Annotated in this window: 17 protein-coding genes; 5 read left to right on the top strand and 12 right to left on the bottom strand. The window is 70.8% G+C overall.

What is annotated here, in order from left to right:
• The first annotated feature begins 76 nt into the window (after window positions 1-76).
• Window positions 77-346, top strand: coding sequence for a flagellar biosynthesis protein FliQ (fliQ, locus tag KZ829_RS28895; RefSeq protein WP_183215336.1), 270 nt, complete (start codon window positions 77-79; stop codon window positions 344-346).
• A gap of 42 nt (window positions 347-388) precedes the next feature.
• Here fliQ and KZ829_RS28890 read toward each other — a convergent pair whose 3' ends face one another.
• The 6 genes from KZ829_RS28890 to KZ829_RS28865 form a co-directional block, all read right to left on the bottom strand.
• Window positions 389-1561, bottom strand: coding sequence for a S8 family peptidase (locus KZ829_RS28890; protein WP_281428264.1), 1173 nt, complete (start codon window positions 1559-1561; stop codon window positions 389-391).
• A 109-nt stretch (window positions 1562-1670) separates the two neighbouring features.
• A complete protein-coding gene (locus KZ829_RS28885) occupies window positions 1671-2432 on the bottom strand; it encodes a VOC family protein (RefSeq protein ID WP_220147059.1) in 762 nt (253 codons plus the stop codon).
• A 51-nt stretch (window positions 2433-2483) separates the two neighbouring features.
• Entirely contained in the window at window positions 2484-3224 is a 741-nt protein-coding gene (locus tag KZ829_RS28880) for an ABC transporter permease (RefSeq protein ID WP_220147058.1), read from the bottom strand.
• Window positions 3221-4102, bottom strand: coding sequence for an ABC transporter ATP-binding protein (locus tag KZ829_RS28875; RefSeq protein WP_220147057.1), 882 nt, complete (start codon window positions 4100-4102; stop codon window positions 3221-3223). The genes KZ829_RS28880 and KZ829_RS28875 overlap by 4 nt, the downstream gene beginning before the upstream one ends.
• On the bottom strand, window positions 4099-4425 hold the full coding sequence (locus tag KZ829_RS28870) for a winged helix-turn-helix domain-containing protein (protein WP_183225929.1): 327 nt from the start codon (window positions 4423-4425) through the stop codon (window positions 4099-4101). The genes KZ829_RS28875 and KZ829_RS28870 overlap by 4 nt, the downstream gene beginning before the upstream one ends.
• Window positions 4422-5033, bottom strand: coding sequence for a transporter (locus KZ829_RS28865; protein ID WP_220147056.1), 612 nt, complete (start codon window positions 5031-5033; stop codon window positions 4422-4424). Before KZ829_RS28865 ends, KZ829_RS28870 begins: the two co-directional genes overlap by 4 nt.
• A gap of 62 nt (window positions 5034-5095) precedes the next feature.
• Here KZ829_RS28865 and KZ829_RS28860 point away from each other — a divergent pair, with 62 nt between their 5' ends.
• Window positions 5096-5509 carry a GNAT family N-acetyltransferase gene (locus tag KZ829_RS28860; RefSeq protein ID WP_220147055.1) on the top strand — a complete coding sequence of 138 codons (414 nt, stop codon included), beginning with the start codon at window positions 5096-5098 and terminating at the stop codon, window positions 5507-5509.
• Between the two features lie 55 nt (window positions 5510-5564).
• On the opposite strand, the gene KZ829_RS28855 is transcribed toward KZ829_RS28860, so the two are convergent.
• Window positions 5565-6431, bottom strand: a complete 867-nt coding sequence (locus KZ829_RS28855) for an LLM class flavin-dependent oxidoreductase (protein WP_220147054.1) — start codon at window positions 6429-6431, stop codon at window positions 5565-5567.
• The gene (locus KZ829_RS28850) at window positions 6431-8431 is read right to left on the bottom strand and encodes a HelD family protein (RefSeq protein WP_220147053.1); all 2001 of its coding nucleotides are present in this window, start codon (window positions 8429-8431) and stop codon (window positions 6431-6433) included. The genes KZ829_RS28855 and KZ829_RS28850 overlap by 1 nt, the downstream gene beginning before the upstream one ends.
• Before the next feature lie 317 nt (window positions 8432-8748).
• Here KZ829_RS28850 and KZ829_RS28845 point away from each other — a divergent pair, with 317 nt between their 5' ends.
• Together KZ829_RS28845 and KZ829_RS28840 are read left to right on the top strand one after the other, a co-directional pair.
• The gene (locus KZ829_RS28845) at window positions 8749-9600 is read left to right on the top strand and encodes a menaquinone biosynthetic enzyme MqnA/MqnD family protein (RefSeq protein WP_220147052.1); all 852 of its coding nucleotides are present in this window, start codon (window positions 8749-8751) and stop codon (window positions 9598-9600) included.
• 85 nt (window positions 9601-9685) lie between these two features.
• Window positions 9686-11206 (top strand): COG1361 family protein, encoded by a 1521-nt coding sequence (locus KZ829_RS28840; RefSeq protein ID WP_220147051.1) that lies wholly within the window; start codon window positions 9686-9688, stop codon window positions 11204-11206.
• Between the two features lie 350 nt (window positions 11207-11556).
• Here the strand turns inward: KZ829_RS28840 and KZ829_RS28835 are convergent, their stop codons facing one another.
• The 4 genes from KZ829_RS28835 to KZ829_RS28820 all read right to left on the bottom strand — a co-directional run bounded on the left by KZ829_RS28835 (window position 11557) and on the right by KZ829_RS28820 (window position 16949).
• Window positions 11557-12504 carry an aldo/keto reductase gene (locus KZ829_RS28835; protein ID WP_220147050.1) on the bottom strand — a complete coding sequence of 316 codons (948 nt, stop codon included), beginning with the start codon at window positions 12502-12504 and terminating at the stop codon, window positions 11557-11559.
• Window positions 12505-12694: 190 nt separating this feature from the next.
• Window positions 12695-13528: an SWIM zinc finger family protein gene (locus KZ829_RS28830; RefSeq protein ID WP_220147049.1), complete on the bottom strand. Its 834-nt coding sequence runs from the start codon at window positions 13526-13528 to the stop codon at window positions 12695-12697.
• Between the two features lies 1 nt (window position 13529).
• Window positions 13530-16535 carry a DEAD/DEAH box helicase gene (locus tag KZ829_RS28825; RefSeq protein WP_220147126.1) on the bottom strand — a complete coding sequence of 1002 codons (3006 nt, stop codon included), beginning with the start codon at window positions 16533-16535 and terminating at the stop codon, window positions 13530-13532.
• 33 nt (window positions 16536-16568) lie between these two features.
• Entirely contained in the window at window positions 16569-16949 is a 381-nt protein-coding gene (locus KZ829_RS28820) for a VOC family protein (RefSeq protein ID WP_220147048.1), read from the bottom strand.
• Between the two features lie 67 nt (window positions 16950-17016).
• On the opposite strand from KZ829_RS28820, the gene KZ829_RS28815 reads away from it, so the two are divergent.
• Complete coding sequence (locus tag KZ829_RS28815; protein ID WP_220147047.1) at window positions 17017-17784, top strand: TetR/AcrR family transcriptional regulator; 768 nt, start codon at window positions 17017-17019, stop codon at window positions 17782-17784.
• Window positions 17785-17797: the final 13 nt, after the last annotated feature.

Genomic DNA, 17797 nt, shown 5'->3' with positions numbered 1-17797 from the left:
CTTGCACAACCCGACGGCAACCGGGTCCTGCCCGATCCGCACTCCGGCGTTTCCTCAAGTTCCCGAACTGATGGGCATGACGGACACGATGGTGGTTGAGCTGGCGATGCAGGCCCTGACGATCGCGGCGAAGATGGCGGCGCCGGTGCTCCTGACCGCCCTCGTGGTCGGCTTCGCCGTCTCCCTCTTCCAGTCGGTCACCCAGATCCAGGAGGCTACGCTCTCCTTCGTCCCGAAGGCGATCGCGATCGGCGCGGCCCTGCTGCTGGCCGGCAACTGGATGCTCCACTCGATGATGACCTTCACCACCGAGCTCTTCGAGAAGGTGCCGAGCCTGCTCGCCTGAGAAGGGCCGCCCGAACCGGGCGGCCCTTCCGTCAGGGGAGGATCAGGAACCGACGTAGAGCAGCCGGTTCGGCGACCCGGTGCCGCGGCTGGTGACCACTCCGGTGGTGGCGTTGTTCACGATCGCCGCGTTGACCGTGCTGACCGGGGCGCCCGGGTTGGCGGCCAGGTAGAGGGCGACCGCGCCGGCCACGTGCGGGGCCGCGAACGAGGTGCCGCTACCGGTGTAGGTGGCGGTGTCGCTGGTCCGCCACGCCGACGTGATCGAGACGCCGGGTGCGAAGAGGTCCAGCACCGAGCCGTAGTTCGACCAGGAGGCCTTGGCGTCGGTGTTGCTCGTGGCGCCCACGGTGAGCGCCTCGGTGACCCGGGCCGGGGAGGTGTTGCTCGCGTTGACCCCCGAGTTGCCGGCCGCGATCGTGTACGGGATCCCCGCCGTGATCGACCGCCGCACCGCCGCGTCCAGGGTGCTGCTCGCCCCGCCGCCGAGACTCAGGTTCGCCACCGAACGGCCGGGGGCCGCGTTGGCGGTCACCCAGTCGATGCCGGCGATGACCCCGGCGGTCGTGCCCGAGCCGTTGTTGTCGAGCACCCGGACACCGACCACGTTGGCGCTCTTGGCGACGCCGTAGGTGCTGCCGGCCGCGACCCCGGCCACGAAGGTGCCGTGCCCGTTGCCGTCCTGCGCGATGTTGTCGCCGTCGACGGCGTCGTAGCCGTACGACGCCCGGCCCCCGAAGTCCTGGTGGGTGATCGTGATGCCGGTGTCCACCACGTAGACGGTGACGCCGCTGCTCGCCCCGTACGTGTAGGTGCCGTTCAGCGGGAGCGCGCGCTGGTCGATGCGGTCCAGGCCCCACGGCGCCGAGGTCTGTGTGCCGGCGATCCGGACGACCTGGTCGGCCTCGACCGACGCGACGGCGGGATCGGCGGCGAGCCGGGCGGCCTGGGCGGCGCTCAACTTCGCGGTGTAACCCTCGACGGCGCTGCCGAAGACTCGGGTGACATTGCCGCCGTAACGCTTGGTGAGCCGGTCGGCTCGGGGGCGGTCGGCGTCGCCGCTCTTGAAGACGACGACGTACGAGCCGTCGATCGCGGCGGCGCTGTTCGCGTACAGGACCGTGCCGGTCGCCGGTGCGGCGAGCGCGGGGGTGGCGAGGGAGAGGGCGAGGGCGGAGCCGGCGAGGATCGCGGCACCTCGGATGGCGGGTCGCATGGGTTCCTCCATGGTCGTGGCCGGTGTCCTTGTTGGACGCCTGGCGAAGACGCTAGAGAGAAACCTTTGATTGAAGATCAACGATTGGTTAGGAGTCGGACAACGACTTTTATCGATGATTGTTGAGGATTGCGAACGTGCCGCCCTGCGGATCGGACAGCACCGCGTAACGCCCGGGCGCGATCGGCGTGGGCGGATGCACGATCCGGCCGCCCAGGGAGGCGGCGTGCTCGGCGGCGCGATCACAGTCGCTCACCGCGAAATAGACGAGCCAGTGTGCCGGGAGGTCGTCCGGCCAGCCGCTGCCGACCATCAACTGGAGGCCGGCGACCGGGGTGCGGTTGAGTTCGCAGATCACGTACGGCAGGCCGGTGACGTGGGCCTGCCGGAAGGTCCAGCCGAACACCGCGCCGTAGAAGGCCATCGCGCCCTCCAGGTCCCGGGTGTTCAGCTCGTTCCACGTCAGGGCGCCGGGCAGGCCGAACACCTCGGCGCCGCGCATCGTCCCGGCCTCCCAGGTGCTGAACGGCGCCCCGGCCGGATCCAGGAACGCCGCCATCCGCCCCTGATCCATCACGTCGAACGGCGGCACCAGCACCTTGCCCTGCGCGCTCTCCACCCGCCCGGCGACCGCGTCCGCGTCACCGGCCGCGAAATACGTGCTCCAGGCGGTCGGCTGCCCCTCGCCGAGGAGCGGTCCGGCGCCCGCAACGGGCAGCCCGTTCAGCTGGAAGGTGGTGTAGCCCCCGAAGTCGTCGCCGGAGATCTCCGCGGTCCAGCCGAACAACGCGGTGTAGAAGCGGATCGCGTCATCGAGGTCGACGGTGGCCAGATCCACCCAGTTGGGCACGCCGGGCGATGGAACGGTCATGTCAGGCATCGTGGCATTTCCATGCCAGCACTTGTATGAAAGTGTCAACCTTCAGCCGAAACGGCGGCCCTCGTCGCGGCGGTAGGACCAGATGGCCAAGGCGCCGAAGAGGGTTGTCCAGGCGACCAGGGCCAGCATCGAAGCGGTATCGAACGGGAAGTCGCCCACCGCCGCCCACATCAGGCGGACCGCGCCGCCCGTCGGCAGGTAGGGCGCCAGATCCTCGACGAAACCGGGCGCGCCACCCGGCGGCGTCATGAGGCCGCCACCGAAGGCCAGCGGCAGGAACAGGATCTGCGCCACCACGAGCGCGGCCTTCGACGGCAGTGCGTACCCGATCGACAGGCCCATCAGGATGAACGGGATCGAGATCACGGCGCAGACCGCGACCGCGAGCAGGAACGCGGCCGGCGTGACGGTCGCCTCGGTGAACAGGGCGGCGATCAGCGCCACCGGGATCAGCGAGACCGCCATCATCAGCAGGCCGGTCAGGATCCGGCCGGCGAACCGGGGCGCCGTTCCGGCCGGCAGCGTCCGGACATAGGGATCCCACGGTTGCGCACGGTCCTCGGAGACGCCGATGCCGTACTGGAAGAGGTTGGTGTTCATCACCGCGAACGTGATCATCGAGGCGGTCGCGTAGGTGGCGTAGACCGGCTCGTCGCCGACGAACGGCACGACGAACGCCAACATCGACGCGGCCGGCCAGAACGCGCTGCCCACCACGGCGATCGGGATCCGGAAGATCTCGGTGATCTGGAAACGGGCATGGATCAGGGCGAGAGCGGTCATTGCGGATCCTTTCCGGTCATGGCGAGGAATGCCTCTTCGAGTGAGGTAGGGCGCACCTCCAGATCACGGAACGGCACATCGTGCGAGACCAGGGTGCGAACCATCCGGTCCGCGTCCGGCGTGAGCAGATGCACGCGGTCACCCGCACGCTCCACGGACACCAGGCCATCAAAATCAAAATCAGTCAGGGGTACGGCTGACGTAAGGCTGATCCGCCGTATCCCGACCAGCCCGCGCACCGCCGCCACACTGTCGTCGGCCAGCACCCGGCCCTGGGCGAGCACCACGACCCGGCTCGCCAGCGCCTCGATCTCCTCCAGGTAGTGACTGGTCAGCACCACCGTGCCGCCGCCCGCGTGGAACTCCCGGATGCCCTCCCAGAGCGCGCGACGGGCCTCCACGTCGAGTCCGGTGGTCGGCTCGTCCAGAAAGACGATCTCCGGGCGGCCGGCGAACGCGAGGGCCACCGCCAGCCGCCGCCGCTGCCCGCCGGACAGTCCACCGGTCTGCCGCCGGACCAGATCGGACAGTCCGAACCGGTCCAGCAGTTCGTCGCGGGGGAGCGGATCGGGGAAGTGCGCCCGTACGAAGTCGGCGACCTCGCCGACGCGGAGCGAGGCGGGCAGACCGGTCTCCTGCGGGGTGACGCCCAGCGTGCGCCGGCTCGCCGGATCGCGCGGATCGCCGCCGCACAGCTCGACCCGCCCGGACGTCGGCCGCCGGCTGCCGGTGAGCAGGCCGACCAGGGTGCTCTTGCCGGCGCCGTTGGGCCCGAGCAGGCCGACCATCTCGCCCCGGCGGACCTCGAAATCGACGTGGTCCAGGGCGATCGTGGCGCCGAACCGGCGGGTGGCGCTCTCGGCGCGGGCGTGGATCATGACGGCTCCTCTCCCGGATCGATCAGGGTGCGCAGGGCGGCCACGTACTCCTCGAAGGCGAACCGGCCGCGGCGGGTGAGCTGGACGAGCGTGGCCGGGGTGCGCCCCCGGTGGGTCTTGGTGACCTCGACGTAGCCGGCCTCCTCGAGCTTGCGCAGGTGCACCGAGAGGTTGCCGGGGGTCATCCGCAGGATTTCCTGCAAGCGCGGGAAGGCGATCCGGTCGCCGCCGTTGAGCTGCGACAACGCCGCCACCACACGGAGCCGGGCCTGTGCGTGGATGACCGGGTCGAGGTCGGGGAGGGTGGGTTCGTCGATGGTCATCGCAGCCGCATCCAGCCGATCAGCCCGGCGACCAGCATGCCGCCGCCGCCCGCGAGCGAGGCGACGAGCGCGTGCCAGCCCGGCCCGAGGAGGACGCCGACCACGTTGACCGCGCTGATCCAGGCGCCGAGCGTGAACATGGTCCGCTCGTTCCAGATCGCGCCGCCGGCCATGTAGAGCGCGCCGACCAGGGCGACCATGCCGCCACCCCAGAGCAGGCCCATCAGGTGCTCCGGGAGCACCTCGCTGATCCGGCCGAAGACGACCGCCAGGCCGGTGAAACCCGCGGACCAGGCGATCCCGTACCAGATGCCCTGCCGGCTCGTCGGGCCGGAGACCGACCGGCCGGAACGCGCGCCGACCAGGCCGGTGAAGAGGCCGGCCGCGATCATGAGCGCGGTCAGGCCGAAGAGCGGCACCCACTCCGGAAGGGCGACCAGCGTCCGGCCGTCGGGTCCGTAACTCAGGAAGGACAGCCCGAAACCGATCAGCCAGGTGAGGCCCCACGGCCAATACATCAACCGGGGATCGGGGGTCAGCGCGCGGCCGGTGTTGGCCCGCTCCTGCCGGATCAGATCCAGCGCTTCAGAGGGATCCATCGATGCCATGGCCCTACTTTACGACGCAAAGTCAAAGAACTTTGTGCCATAAAGTTGACTAGGCTGGATACATGATCTTGCGCGCGGCCACGGCCCCGGAACTCCCCGCGGTGCTCACCTTCTGGCAGGACGCGGCGGAGAACGACAGCCGCCCGGTGGACACAGTGGAGGCCGTCACGGCGCTGCACCAGCGGGATCCGGGGGCGCTGATCCTCGCCCTCGACGACGGCGAGATCGTCGGCACGATCATCGCCGGATGGGACGGCTGGCGGTGCCACCTCTACCGGCTCGCGGTCGCGCCGGCCATGCGACGGGCCGGCATCGGAGGGCGGCTCATCGCCGCTGCCGAGGAACGCTTCAGATCCTTCGGGGGTACGCGCGCCGACGCCATGGTCCTGGACGCCAACGAGGCCGCCCACCGAATCTGGAAGCGCCACGGCTACACCCCGCAGGACGAGTGGTCCCGCTGGGTCAAGCCCCTCTGAGTACGTTATCCACAGCCCGGCACCGCAGGCTGTGGATAACTCTTGGCGTCTTCTGTCAGCGGCCCAGCGCTTTGAGGGCTGCCAGCGACTGGCCCAGGTGGTCGTCGCCGAACGGGCGCAGGATCACCGTGTCCACCCCCGCCTCGACCAGGGCGTCCACCTTCGCCGGGATGTCCCCGGCCGGGCCCAGCAGGCCGAACACCTCCTCCGGCGCGATGCCCAGGAAACCGGCCTGACCGGTGAGCTCCGCCGCGGCGGTCCGGGCGGCTCGCTCCGCGTCCTCGTCGACGTGCAGGAAGGTGAAGCCGATCACCTCGTGCTCCGGGCCCGCGCCGCCGCGCCGCAGGTGGCCGATCGCCTCGACGAGCCGGTCCGGGCTCAGGCCCTCGACCAGGATGGTGCCGTCCGCCGACCGGCCGGACAACTCCAGCGACTTCTCCCGGATCACCCCGGTGACCACCGGCGGGACCACCTCGGGCGGGTGCACGAGCCGGACCCCGTCCAGGTGCACCTCCCGGCCGTCCAGCGTCACGGTCTCGCCGCGCAGCAGGCCGCGGACCGCCGTGACGCTCTCCTCCAGCAGGGCCAGCGGCGACTTCGGGGCCACGCCGACCTGCCGCATCCAGTCCCGGACGCCGTGCCCGAGACCGGCCACCACCCGGCCGGGATGCACCCGGGCCAGATTGGCGATCTCCATGGCGTACAGCATGGGACTGCGCAGCGGGGCCGGTGCGATGCCGATGCCGACCCGCAGCCGGGAGGTGGCGGCCAGGGCCAGGGCGGCGGCGCTCACGCCACCGGTCCAGCCCAGGTCCTCCACCACCCACAGGTCGTCGGCGCCGGCCTCCTCCAGGGCGGTGGCGAAGCCGGTCAGCTCTTCGGGGGCACGGTCACGGTCGAACATCACACCGATACGAGGCATCACGAGAGGGTAAGCGCTTCCGGCAACGGCTTGGCGTGCAATACCGAAAGACGGGTCACGGCCCGGGTGAGGACCACGTACAGCCGGTTCAGGCCCTTCGGCTCGGCGGCCACGATGTCGGCCGGCTCGTGCACGATGACATGGTCGTACTCCAGGCCCTTGACCAGCGTGGCGGGCACCACCGTGACGCGCGCCCCGGCATCGACGTCGTCGGGGGTCGCGTGCTCGATGCCGGCGGCGTCCAGATGCGCGCGCAGCCGCTCCACCGCGGCGTCCGCCGCGATCACCGCGACCGACCCCTCGTGCACCAGCGCCGCGGTCAGCTCGGCCATCGTCACCGCGTCCAGATCCGCGGGCTCGGCGACCGGCACGACGGCGAGATCGCCGTCGGCCCGCAGCGAGACCGCGGCGGGCACATTCACCCCGAGCGCCGGCAGCAGGCGGTTGGCCAGCCTCACCACCACTTCCGGTACGCGGAAGCCGACCGTCAGGGGCACCACGGCCGCGTCCGGCTTGCCCAGATGCCCCAGGATGTCCCGCCAGTCGGTGGTGGCCCACGGCGCCGTGCCCTGCGCCAGGTCGCCGAGCAGCGTGATCGAGCCGTGCTCGCTGCGCCGGGCGATCGCACGGGCCTGCATCGGTGACAGGTCCTGTGCCTCGTCGACGACCACGTGACCGAAACTGGTCTCCCGTTCCAGGAGCCCGGCGGCCTCGTCGATCAGCAGCAGGTCGGCCGTGCTGAACTTCGCCGACTTCACCGTCTTGGGCGGCTTCACCCAGCGGATCGCCTCCCGCTCCTCTTCGGTGAGCAGGTCCGTGGCCGGCTCGGTCAGCACGCCGGCCACCAGGGATTCCGGGGTGACGGCCGGCCAGACCGACTCGAGGAACCCGGTGACCGGCGCGATCCGGCTCATCCGGCGCAGCCAGGACTCGCTCGGTGAGTTGCCGGTCCGGTACTCCGACTGGCGCTGCAACAGGCCCACCACCCGGGCCCGCACCCGCTCCCGGCCGACCGAATACGGCAGGCCCTCACGGCGGGCCTCGTCGACGATCCGGCGCAGCGGCTCGACGTCGATCCGCCACCGGTACGAGCCGTCCGACACCATGATCGGCTCGGTCGGCTTGGCGATCCGGCTCCACAGTGCCCGGCTCAGCACCTCGGCCATCCGTACGTCATGTTTGATGGTTTTCGCGGCATCCGTGTCGGTCGCCTTGACCGGAGCCCGGCCCACCAGCCCGTCCAGGGTGGACTGGAGCACCTCCACCTCGCCGAGGGTCGGCAGGACCGCCGAGATGTACGACAGGAACGCCGTGTTCGGCCCGACGATCAGCACCTTCGACTTCCGCAGCCGCTCCCGGTGCAGATAGAGCAGGTAGGCGGCCCGGTGCAGGCCGACCGCCGTCTTACCGGTGCCGGGCGCTCCCTGCACGCAGATCGAGTCGGCCAGATCGGCCCGGACCAGCTCGTCCTGCTCCGGCTGGATGGTCGCGACGATGTCCCGCATCGGCCCGACACGCGGCCGCTCGATCTCGGCGGTCAGGATCCGGCTGCTGGTGCCCAGCTCCTCGCCGCGATCCAGGTGCTCGTCCTCGAAGCTGGTCAGCTCACCCTTGACGAAACCGAACCGGCGGCGGACCGCCACCCCCTGCGGGTCGCGCACGCTGGCCCGGTAGAACGACCGGGAGAGCGGCGCCCGCCAGTCCAGCACCATCGGCTCGCCGGCGTCGTCGGTGACGTGCCGCCGGCCGACGTGGTAGGCGCTGTCGTCGATGTCCAGCCGCCCGAAGAACAGCGGGGTGTCCGGGTCGTCGGCCAGCTCCTTGACCCGCCGGGCCATGTGCCGGCCCAGTTGCTCGGCGGTGTACGAGTCGCCGGCCACCTTGTCACCGGTGGCGAAGAGCGACTCGGCGCGGTCCCGCATCCGCCGCAGCGCGGCCCGCGACTCGGTGAGATGGCTTCGTTCGGCGGCGAGTTCGGTGTCCAGATCGGTAGTGGGCACAGGTCGTCCTCAGAATGCGGATCGAGTCTGCTCGCGTATCCGGGAGGGCGGGTCGGCCGCCCCTCGGCGCGGGGACGCCCGCTGCGGTGCATGTTCACCACGGCCGTCAAGCGGCCCTAAACGCTACGCGATTCCTCACCGCTGTCCACCGAATAACGGGGCCGCTCGTCGGACATCTCGACCCACGCATCCTGGTGGCCGGTGCGGGCGCAAGCCGGGCTGTCGGCGGCGCCCGCCTGCCTGCCGCTGGTGCGATCTGAGCCACCTACCACCCCGCCGACCACCATGCGGGACGAGATCGGGGATAACGTCGCAGCATGAGCGACAGCGTCCGTCGGCCCCGGGTCGGGCACATCCAGTTCCTCAACTGCCTGCCCATCTACTGGGGGCTGATGCGCTCGGGCGCTCTTCTCGACGTCGACCTGCACAAGGACACCCCGGAGCGGCTCAGCGCCGACCTGGTCGCCGGTGACCTCGACATCGGGCCGATCACCCTGGTGGAGTACCTGCGCCATGCCGACGAGCTGCTCCTGCTGCCCGATCTGGCGGTCGGCAGCGACGGGCCGGTGCTCTCGGTCAACCTGGTGTCCACCCGGCCGCCGGCCGAGCTGGACGGGCGGCCGGTCGCGCTCGGCTCCACCTCCCGGACCGGGGTGATGCTCGCCCAGATGCTGCTCTCCGAGCGGTTCGGCGCCGAACCGGAGTTCTTCCGCTGCCCGCCCGACCTGTCGCAGATGCTCATGGAGGCGGACGCCGGCGTGCTGATCGGCGACCCGGCGCTCCGGGCGATGTACGAGGCACCCGCCAAGGGCCTCCAGGTGATCGACCTGGCCGAGGCGTGGAAGGAGTGGACCGGCCTGCCGATGGTCTTCGCCGTCTGGGCGGTCCGGAGGGACTTCGCGGTCGCGCATCCCGGTCTCGTCAAGGATGTCCACGAAGCCTTCCAGCGGTCCCGCGACCTGTGTCTTGGTGAATTGGACGAGGTGGCCGCGTCGGCCGCCCGCTGGGAGCCGTTCGACGCCGCGACGCTCGCCAACTATTTCCGGGCGCTCGACTTCTCGCTCGGTGAACGGCAGATCGCCGGTGTTCGCGAATTCGCCCGGCGTGCGGCGGAACGGGGCGAAGTGCCCAGCCTGCCGGAGAACGGCCCGTTCTTCGCCGACGTTTGATCTTCCCGGTTCACGCGCTTTAAGATCCTCGAACTTTTCCGCGGCCGATTCTCTGGCCGGCCGTATCAGTTCGAAATCGGTGATCATGCGACTGCGCGCCCTGTTCAGCCGTCTTGCCCTGACCACAGCGGCGTCCGGGCTGGCCGTCACCGGCCTTTCCCTGCCGGCCCAGGCCGCGGAAGAGGTCGAGGTGCCCTATATCGGCATCTTCAGCCCGGAAACGGTGACCGTGATCAACGGTCAGTCGAAGACGGTCAAATTCGACCTCTACAACCTCAGTGACGTTTCCGCCAAGAATGTGGTTCTCGCATTCGGCAGCGCCGCGAAGCCGATCAGCGCCGACCTGGGATTCACCGCGCCCGCCGGTTGCGACGCCACCACCTGCACTATCGGTGACCTGGCGCCGGGTCAGCGGCGCAGCATCAAGTTCACGATCAAGCCGGCCGCCGCGGCGGGTGCCGCCGACCCGGCCAAGACCATCGCGCTCAGCACGACGGTCGGCGAGCTGCCCAGCGACGAGATGTCGATCACCGTGGTCCGCACCGACAAGGGTGGCGTCGACCTCGAGGTCGAGGACGTCGCCGACCTGAAACTGGCCCACGGCAAGAGCGCCGACGTGCCGGTCCTGGTCCGTAACACCGGCAACAAGGACGTCGCGGCTCTCGGTCTCGTGGTGATGGCCCCGTACGGGGTGACGCCGGTGCTGAACTACCGCAACTGCGAGCAGGACGCCGAGATCGGTGGCTTCGTCTGCGTCTTCAACGAGCCGCTGGCCGGCGGGGGCGCCTTCACCCTGCCGAAGAACATGCCGCTGCGGGTCAAGGTGCCGTCGGACGCCGCCGGGCCGTTCGAGTACCCGGTCTACATCGCCGCGATCGGCCTCACCGACAAGTACGTCTTCGACTTCACGAAGCGCACCGCCGGCGCCTCCGGCAAGGAGCTGTCGCTGGAGGCCGTCTCGTCGGTGTCCGCCGAGGAGCCGGAGGTCGCCGAGGACCTCAACGAGGACGACAACTTCACGATCTTCTCGGTGACCGTGCCGAAGTCGACGGCGGAGACCGCGGCCGTCGGCGGTTCCTTCACCGGCGAGATCGGCGAGGAGCGCACCGCCGAGGTGGGCCTGCGCAACCTGGGCCCGTCCGGAACCGTCCCGCCGAGCATGGCCTCCCTCCAGTACGCGCACATCAAGCTGCCGACCGGCATCGAGCTCATGAAGATCGACGAGCGCTGCCTGCCGGGCACCTCGCTCACCGAGATCGACGAGTCCGTCACCGACCTGGCCCAGGTCACCGACCTGGTCTGCCTGGTCGTGGAAAGTGTCCCGAACAAGGGCCGCTACCTGTTCAGCCTCTCCGCCGAGATCCTCGACGTGGCCGAGCACAAGGCCGGCTCGGTCAGCATCAACGGCGGCGTGCAGGACAAGAAGAAGGACAACAACAAGGCCGCCCTCACCGTCAAGCTGACCTCGGGCGGCATCGGCGGCGGTCTTCCGATCACCGGTGCCCCGGCCGGCCTGATCGCCGGCACCGGCGCGGCCCTGCTGGCCGCGGGCTTCATCGCCTTCCGGGTGGCTCGGCGCCGCCGCATCATCACGGTCGCCGAGTAGTCACTCTCTCCGGGCCGGGCACGCTTCCCGCGTGCCCGGCCTCGCTGTTTCCTAGTACGCCCGACGCGCGCTCTCACGCACGCGCTTTCCGCTGCCTACAGCCCGCGCCCGCGTCTTGTATCCGCGCCCGCGCGTTATGCCCGCCCCGCGCGTTATGCCCGCCCCACGCGTTATGCCCGCCCCACGCGTTGTGTTCGCGCCCACGCTTTGTGTCCGCGAATCGCGCCTAGTGTCCGCGCTCGCGTCTTGTGTCCGCGGCTGCGCCTTGTGCCTGCGGCTGCGCCTTGTGCCCGCCCTTTGGTCTTCGCTGAGCGGGGTCCCAAGGTGGGGGCGGAGGTGGGGTTGGACTCCTACGAGTCGAGGAGAGCGTCGAGGGCGGCCACGTCGGCGGCGGTGAGTTCCCACGTGCCGGCTGCGGCGTTGGCCTGGACCTGTTCCGGGGTGGTGGCACCGGCGATCACGCTGGCCACCGCCGGCCGGGCGAGCAGTCCGGCGACCGCCACTTCGAGCAGGGTGCGACCGCGCTCGGCCCCGAAGGCGGTCAGCGCCTCGATGGTGTCCCAGTCCGCGTCGGCCAGCCATGGGCGGTAGCGCTCCTGCGACATCCTGGTCCCGGCGGGAGCCTGCTCACCGCGCCGGTACTTGCCGGACAGCAGGCCGGACTCGATCGGGAAGAAGGGCAGCAGCCCGAGCCCGAACTGCTCGCACGCCGGCACCACCTCGGCCTCGACGCCGCGGTTCAGCAGGCTGTACCTGTTCTGCGCGCTGACGAACCGGGTCAGACTCCCGGTTCGCGCCGTCCAGTCGGCGTCGGCGATCTGCCAGCCGGAGAAGTTCGAGTTGCCCAGGTAGCGGACCTTGCCGGCACGGACCAGGTCGTCGAGGGCGGCCAGGGTCTCGTCGATCGGGGTGGCCGGATCCGGCTCGTGCATCTGGTAGAGGTCGATGTGATCGGTCTCCAGCCGCCGGAGTGAGGCCTCGACGGCGCGGACGACGTACCGTCGCGAGCCCCGCGCCCCGAAGTCCCTCCCGTTGAGCCCCTCCATGTTCATGCCGAACTTGGTGGCCAACACGACCTCGTCCCGCCGGCCCTTGAGCGCGGCCCCGAGGAACGCCTCCGACATGCCGTGCGGGGTGCCGTAGATGTCCGCGGTGTCGAAGAGGGTGATCCCCGCGTCGATCGCGGCGTCGACCACCTCACGGGTGCCGTCAGCGTCCAGCTTGCGGCCGAAGTTGTTGCAGCCGATCCCGATCGCGGACACGACCAGGCCCGAGTCACCCAGCCGGCGATAGGTCATCTCACTCATGATGCGGTGCTCCGATATCGGTAAATGTGCATTGACACGGGTGGTGACGGCTATCCAGCTTGAGGTCACCCTTCGGGGAGGCGAAACCGGGCGAAGCCCGGTAGCGTGACAAGCCGCCGCGTCCATCGTGGACTCGCCCACGATCGGTTCACGATGGGCGCGGCCCTGTGGGCGGACTCGCTCATTCCTCTTTCTCCGTCGTGCCCAGGTCGCGATAGACCGGCCGGAGGACGTCGACCAGCGGCACATGCCGGACCCGGATCTGTGGCGGGTCGAGCGCCCGCAGCAGCAGCTCGGGTGGCAGCCCGCCCCGGGGTGGCCGCTCCCGCAGCCGGCCCAGGCTGATGGCGGGGGAGTAGAAGTCGGCCAGCCGGGCGTCCAGCGGCTCCTCCTCGACCGCCAGCGGGTCGACGATGTCCTCCGGCTCGGGGGTGCCGCGCAGCGCGCCGAGCAACTCGTCGCGGCCGCGGCCCCGCCAGGCCAGCACCAGGAACGGGTCGTCGTCGAACGCCTCGGCCAGCACGTACAGCACCGCCGAGCCGTGTTTGCAGGGAACGCCCCAGTCCGGGCAGGAACAGTCGATGTCCAGCCGGTTCGGGAACAGTGGCAGACCCAGCTCGGTGAAGAGGTCGACGATCTCGTGCGGCATCTCGCCGGCCAGCAACGCGGCACGGTACAGCGCCCGGGTCGCGAGCGCGTCGATCACGTCGGCCCACCGCGCGTCGTCGAACGCGGTGATCCGGATCGTCACCTCGTACGGCCGGGGGCGCGACCCCTGCACCCGGGCGAGCACCCGCCCCGGTTCGAGGGCGAAGTCCATCACCTGGCCCTTGCGCGCATAGGCCCGGCCGCGCGCCAGCCGCCCCGCGTCGCAGACACCCTCCAGCACGTCCACGAACTTGCGCGACCACCACTGTTCACCGATCTTGCCCCGCTTCGACCGCACGCTCAGGCCGCCGTCCACCTCGATCGGGCGGGCCGCCTCGTAGAACTGACCGGACCTGTCGAAGGGCATGTCAGCGCACCGCCGCCGGGTCGAGCGAGAACAGCTCCCGCAGCTGATCGGTGTTGAGGTCGGTGATCCACTCCTCGCCGGTGCCGACGACCGAGGAGGCCAGCGCCTTCTTCCGCTCGATCATCGCGTCGATCTTCTCCTCCAGGGTGCCGGTGCAGATGAACTTACGGACCTGAACGTCGCGCGACTGCCCGATCCGGAACGCCCGGTCGGTGGCCTGGTCCTCGACCGCCGGATTCCACCACCTGTCGAAGTGGACGACGTGGTTGGCGGCGGTCAGGTTGAGACCGGTGCCGGCGGCCTTGAGCGAGAGCAGGAACAGCATCGGCTCGCCGGAGGTCTGGAACCTCTCGACCAGCTCGTCGCGCCGCGCCTTGCTCAGGCCGCCGTGCAGCCACAGCACCGGCCGGTCGGTGTGGGCCGTCAGGTACGGCTGGAGCAGCGTGCCCCACTCCGCGTACTGAGTGAAGATCAGGGCCTTGTCGCCGTCCTCGATGATCTCGTCGGCCAGCTCCTCGAGCCGGGCCAGCTTGCCGGAGCGGCCGGGCAGCCGGGAGCCGTCCTTGAGCAGGTGGGCGGGATGGTTGCAGACCTGCTTGAGCTTCATCATGGCGGCCAGCACGTTGCCCCGCCGCTGGATGCCCTCGGTGCTCTCGATCTCGGCCATCATGTCCTCGACGACCGCCTGGTAGAGGGTGGCCTGCTCGGGGGTGAGCGAGCACCACACCTTCATCTCGTTCTTCTCCGGCAGGTCCGAGATGATGGTCTTGTCGGTTTTGAGGCGCCGGAGCACGAACGGGCCGGTGGCCCGTTTCAGAGCGGCGGTCGCGTCCTCGTCCTGCCGGCTCTCGATCGGCTCCTGGAACCGGCGCCGGAACCGTTTCGCCGGCCCGAGCAGCCCCGGATTGCAGAAATCCATGATCGACCACAGCTCCGCCAGATGGTTCTCCACCGGGGTGCCGGTGAGCGCCAGCCGGGTGCGGGCCGGAATCGCGCGGACCGCCTGCGACTGCCTGGTCCCGCTGTTCTTGATCGCCTGCGCCTCGTCGCAGACCACCCGGCTCCACGTCACACCACGCAGCGTCTCCAGGTCGCGAAGCGCCGTGCCATACGTCGTGATGACCAGGTCGGCCCCGGCGACCGCCTCGTCGAACTCGGGCCCGCGCATCCGGGTGGCGCCGTGATGCACGTAGACCCGCAGGCCCGGCGCGAACCGGCCGGCCTCCTTGTGCCAGTTGCTGACCAGCGACATCGGGCAGATCAGCAGGCTCCGTGAGCCCTCGTCGGTGAGCAGCAGCGACAGGGTCTGCGCGGTCTTGCCCAGACCCATGTCGTCGGCCAGGATGCCGCCGAGGCCGAGCCGGGTGAGGAAGTGCAGCCAGGACAGGCCCCGCTCCTGATAAGGCCGGAGCGCCCCCTGGAACCCGGCCGGCGTCGGCAGCGGGCTGAGCCGCTCGGCCGCCTGACCGGAGAGCAGGTCACCGAGGTCGCCGTCGGCGTCGACCTCGACCAACGGCAGGTCCTCGTCGCCGCCGTCGACCACCTGCTGCAACAGCTCACCCGCGGTGAGCTGCCCCTCCCGTCGCTCCCCGACCGCCTTGAGCGCGGCCTTGAGCTGACGGGCGTCCAGCTCCACCCACTGGCCGCGGACCCGGACCAGCGGCACTTTGAGCCGGGCCAGCTCGGCCAGCTCCTCGGCGGTCACCGCGCCGTCGCCGATGACCAGATCGAGCCGGAAGTCGACCAGCTCGGAGAGCCCGAAACCGGAATCCGCCACGGCCCGCGACGACGACCCGGACCTGGACCGGGTGCGCGTGGTGAGTTTCAGCCCGACCGCCTTCCGGCCGGCCCACGACGGGAGCTGCACACCGAACCCGGCCGCCTGCAGCAGCGGCGCGGCCTGGCGCAGGAAGTCATAGGCCTCGCCGGTGGTCAGCGGCATGGCGGACGGTCGCTGTTCGAGCAGTGCCACGTGCAGCAGGGGGAAGAGCCGGACGGCCCGGCCCAGCCCGGCGAGCAGGGTCTCGTCGGGCCGGCGCGGCAGCCCGGGGAACCGGGCACCCTCCCAGAGGTCGTCGGCGGGCAGGTAGAGACCCGGGTCCTCGGCCGACTGCAACGCGAACTCCAGGAACCATCCGCCCTCACCGGGCGGCGCCTCCGGCGACGGCTCGAAGAGGCGGAAGCTGACCCGGATCGGGCCGTGGGCCTCGGTGGCCGCGCGCATCCAGTCGTCCAGCGCGCGGCGCAGGTCGCGCACGTCGGCGTCGGCGGCGCCGGGCAGCGCCGGATCGGCGCCGGTGAGGGCGGCCAGCCAGCGGTCCGGCAGGGCGGACTTCGGCCCCGGCCGCTGGCCGACCATGAGCCGCTCCGGCAGGGTGGCGCGGGCCGCCCCGTCCAGCAGCGACTCCAGGGCGTCCCGCACCGTCCGCCCGACGGCCTGGCCGTCCCCCGCGGCCCGCACCACCGGCGGCATGCCGGCCGCGAAGTCGCGGAAGGTGGCCGTGTCGGACCCGGTCAGCACCGGCCGCCAGCGCGCCGTGGGCATCCCGGCCTCGACCGTCAGCTGCGGCAGCATCCGCCCGCGCCCGGCCAGGTCACAGGCGTAGCCGGCGAGCAGGGTGAGATAGCGCAGCGACGGCCCGGCGAGCCAGGGACCGTCCGGATCGGGGTCGGCGAGCTCACCGAGGACCGCCATGGCCGCGTCACCGGGCACCGACAGCGCCGGAACCGTCCACGTGCCCAGCTTGATCCCGCGGGTGGCCGCCTCGTGCCCGGTCTCGGGCGACGGCAGGGGGCCACGACCGCTCCCGGGCAGGGTGAGCGCCAGCGATCCGCCCTCCGCGCCGGGCACCACCTGCTGGAGCGCGTCAACGGGAGCCGCGAACGGGTGTGGACGCGACCGCGCCCGGGACGTCGACGACGTGGGAAGAGCCGGATCCTCGGCCCAGATGATCAATTGGCCCGGGCGCCCGGCCCCGGCCACCCAGCCGCCGTGAACGACGAGCACTGCCACCCCCTGAACGATCCGTGAGAACAGAACCTATCGGTCCGGCCACTCCACCAACTCGTAGACGACACCGTTGGGGTCGGCCACCAGAAGGAGGCGCTCACCCCACGGCTCCTCACGGATGGGCAGCGTGGGCTCGACCCCCTCGGCCCGCAACCGGGCCTGCTCGGCCTCCAGGTCGTCGACCACGAAGGCGACGATCGTGCCGGCGGTGTGCACCTGGCGCAGCTCGGGTGGCAGCACCTCGATGCCGCGGCGCAGGAAGATCAGGTCGACGCCACCGTCGTCGCGGCCGAGCGAGGCGAAACCGTCTGCCGACATCCGCACGACATAGCCGAAGTGGTCCGCGAGAAACTTGCTGGAAGCCGGGACATCGTCGACGGTGAGCGAGATGGCGGACGAGGTGATCTGCATGGCGCCTCCCCGAAGCTGTTACTTGTACGTCGTACACAATACGCCGTACAAGAAAGGAGTGCCACCCGTGGCCGAAGTGCGCCGCACCATCGACCTGCTCTGGTTCCCGGACGGCGAGCCGGAGGGGAAGCGCCGTGGCCGCCGCCCCGGCCTGACCGTCGCGCGGGTGGTCGAGACCGGGATCGCGCTGGCCGACGCCGAGGGCCTGGAGGCGGTGTCGATGCGCCGGGTCGCCCAGGAGCTGGGGGTGGTGCCGATGACCCTCTACACGTACGTCCCGGACAAGAGCGCCCTTCTCGATCTGATGCTGGACCGTCTCTACCTGGAGATGCCCCGTGCCGAGCACCCGGACCGGCCGTGGCGGGAGCGCCTGGCCGCGGTCGCCGGGGAGAACCGCCGGCTCTACACCGCCCATCCGTGGGCGGCGACCCTCCCGGCCAGCCGTCCGCCGCTGGGCCCCGGCCTGATGGCGAAGTACGAGCACGAGCTGCGCGCCTTCGACGACTGCGGGCTGGACGACGTGACCCGGGACGCGGCGCTCACCTTCCTGATCGGATTCGTGCAGGCCGCGGCCCGGTCGGAGGCGGACGTGCGGGCCGCGGAGGCACGGACCGGCAGCACCGACTTCGAGTGGTGGCAGGAGCGTGGACCGGTCTTCGAGCTGGTCTTCGACCAGCACCGGTACCCGACCGCCACCCGGGTCGGGGCCGCCGCCGGGTCCGCGATGGGCGCCGCCTACGAGCCCGGCCACGCGTACGAGTTCGGGCTCGCCCGGGTGCTGGACGGCCTGGCCGCGCTGATCGGGACGGCCGGCTCCCGTGACCCTCGCCGCTGACGGTCGGCACCCG

The sequence above is a fragment of the Actinoplanes hulinensis genome, assembly GCF_019429605.1.
GTDB classification, from domain to species: domain Bacteria; phylum Actinomycetota; class Actinomycetes; order Mycobacteriales; family Micromonosporaceae; genus Actinoplanes; species Actinoplanes campanulatus.
This window is presented reverse-complemented; position numbering and strand designations above follow the sequence as displayed.

Coding starts and splice junctions, on each gene's coding strand:
- fliQ (WP_183215336.1), top strand. CDS start 77: ATGACGGACACGATGGTGGTTGAGCTGGCGATGCAGGCCCTGACGATC.
- KZ829_RS28890 (WP_281428264.1), bottom strand. CDS start 1,561: ATGCGACCCGCCATCCGAGGTGCCGCGATCCTCGCCGGCTCCGCCCTC.
- KZ829_RS28885 (WP_220147059.1), bottom strand. CDS start 2,432: ATGACCGTTCCATCGCCCGGCGTGCCCAACTGGGTGGATCTGGCCACC.
- KZ829_RS28880 (WP_220147058.1), bottom strand. CDS start 3,224: ATGACCGCTCTCGCCCTGATCCATGCCCGTTTCCAGATCACCGAGATC.
- KZ829_RS28875 (WP_220147057.1), bottom strand. CDS start 4,102: ATGATCCACGCCCGCGCCGAGAGCGCCACCCGCCGGTTCGGCGCCACG.
- KZ829_RS28870 (WP_183225929.1), bottom strand. CDS start 4,425: ATGACCATCGACGAACCCACCCTCCCCGACCTCGACCCGGTCATCCAC.
- KZ829_RS28865 (WP_220147056.1), bottom strand. CDS start 5,033: ATGGCATCGATGGATCCCTCTGAAGCGCTGGATCTGATCCGGCAGGAG.
- KZ829_RS28860 (WP_220147055.1), top strand. CDS start 5,096: ATGATCTTGCGCGCGGCCACGGCCCCGGAACTCCCCGCGGTGCTCACC.
- KZ829_RS28855 (WP_220147054.1), bottom strand. CDS start 6,431: ATGCCTCGTATCGGTGTGATGTTCGACCGTGACCGTGCCCCCGAAGAG.
- KZ829_RS28845 (WP_220147052.1), top strand. CDS start 8,749: ATGAGCGACAGCGTCCGTCGGCCCCGGGTCGGGCACATCCAGTTCCTC.
- KZ829_RS28840 (WP_220147051.1), top strand. CDS start 9,686: ATGCGACTGCGCGCCCTGTTCAGCCGTCTTGCCCTGACCACAGCGGCG.
- KZ829_RS28835 (WP_220147050.1), bottom strand. CDS start 12,504: ATGACCTATCGCCGGCTGGGTGACTCGGGCCTGGTCGTGTCCGCGATC.
- KZ829_RS28830 (WP_220147049.1), bottom strand. CDS start 13,528: ATGCCCTTCGACAGGTCCGGTCAGTTCTACGAGGCGGCCCGCCCGATC.
- KZ829_RS28820 (WP_220147048.1), bottom strand. CDS start 16,949: ATGCAGATCACCTCGTCCGCCATCTCGCTCACCGTCGACGATGTCCCG.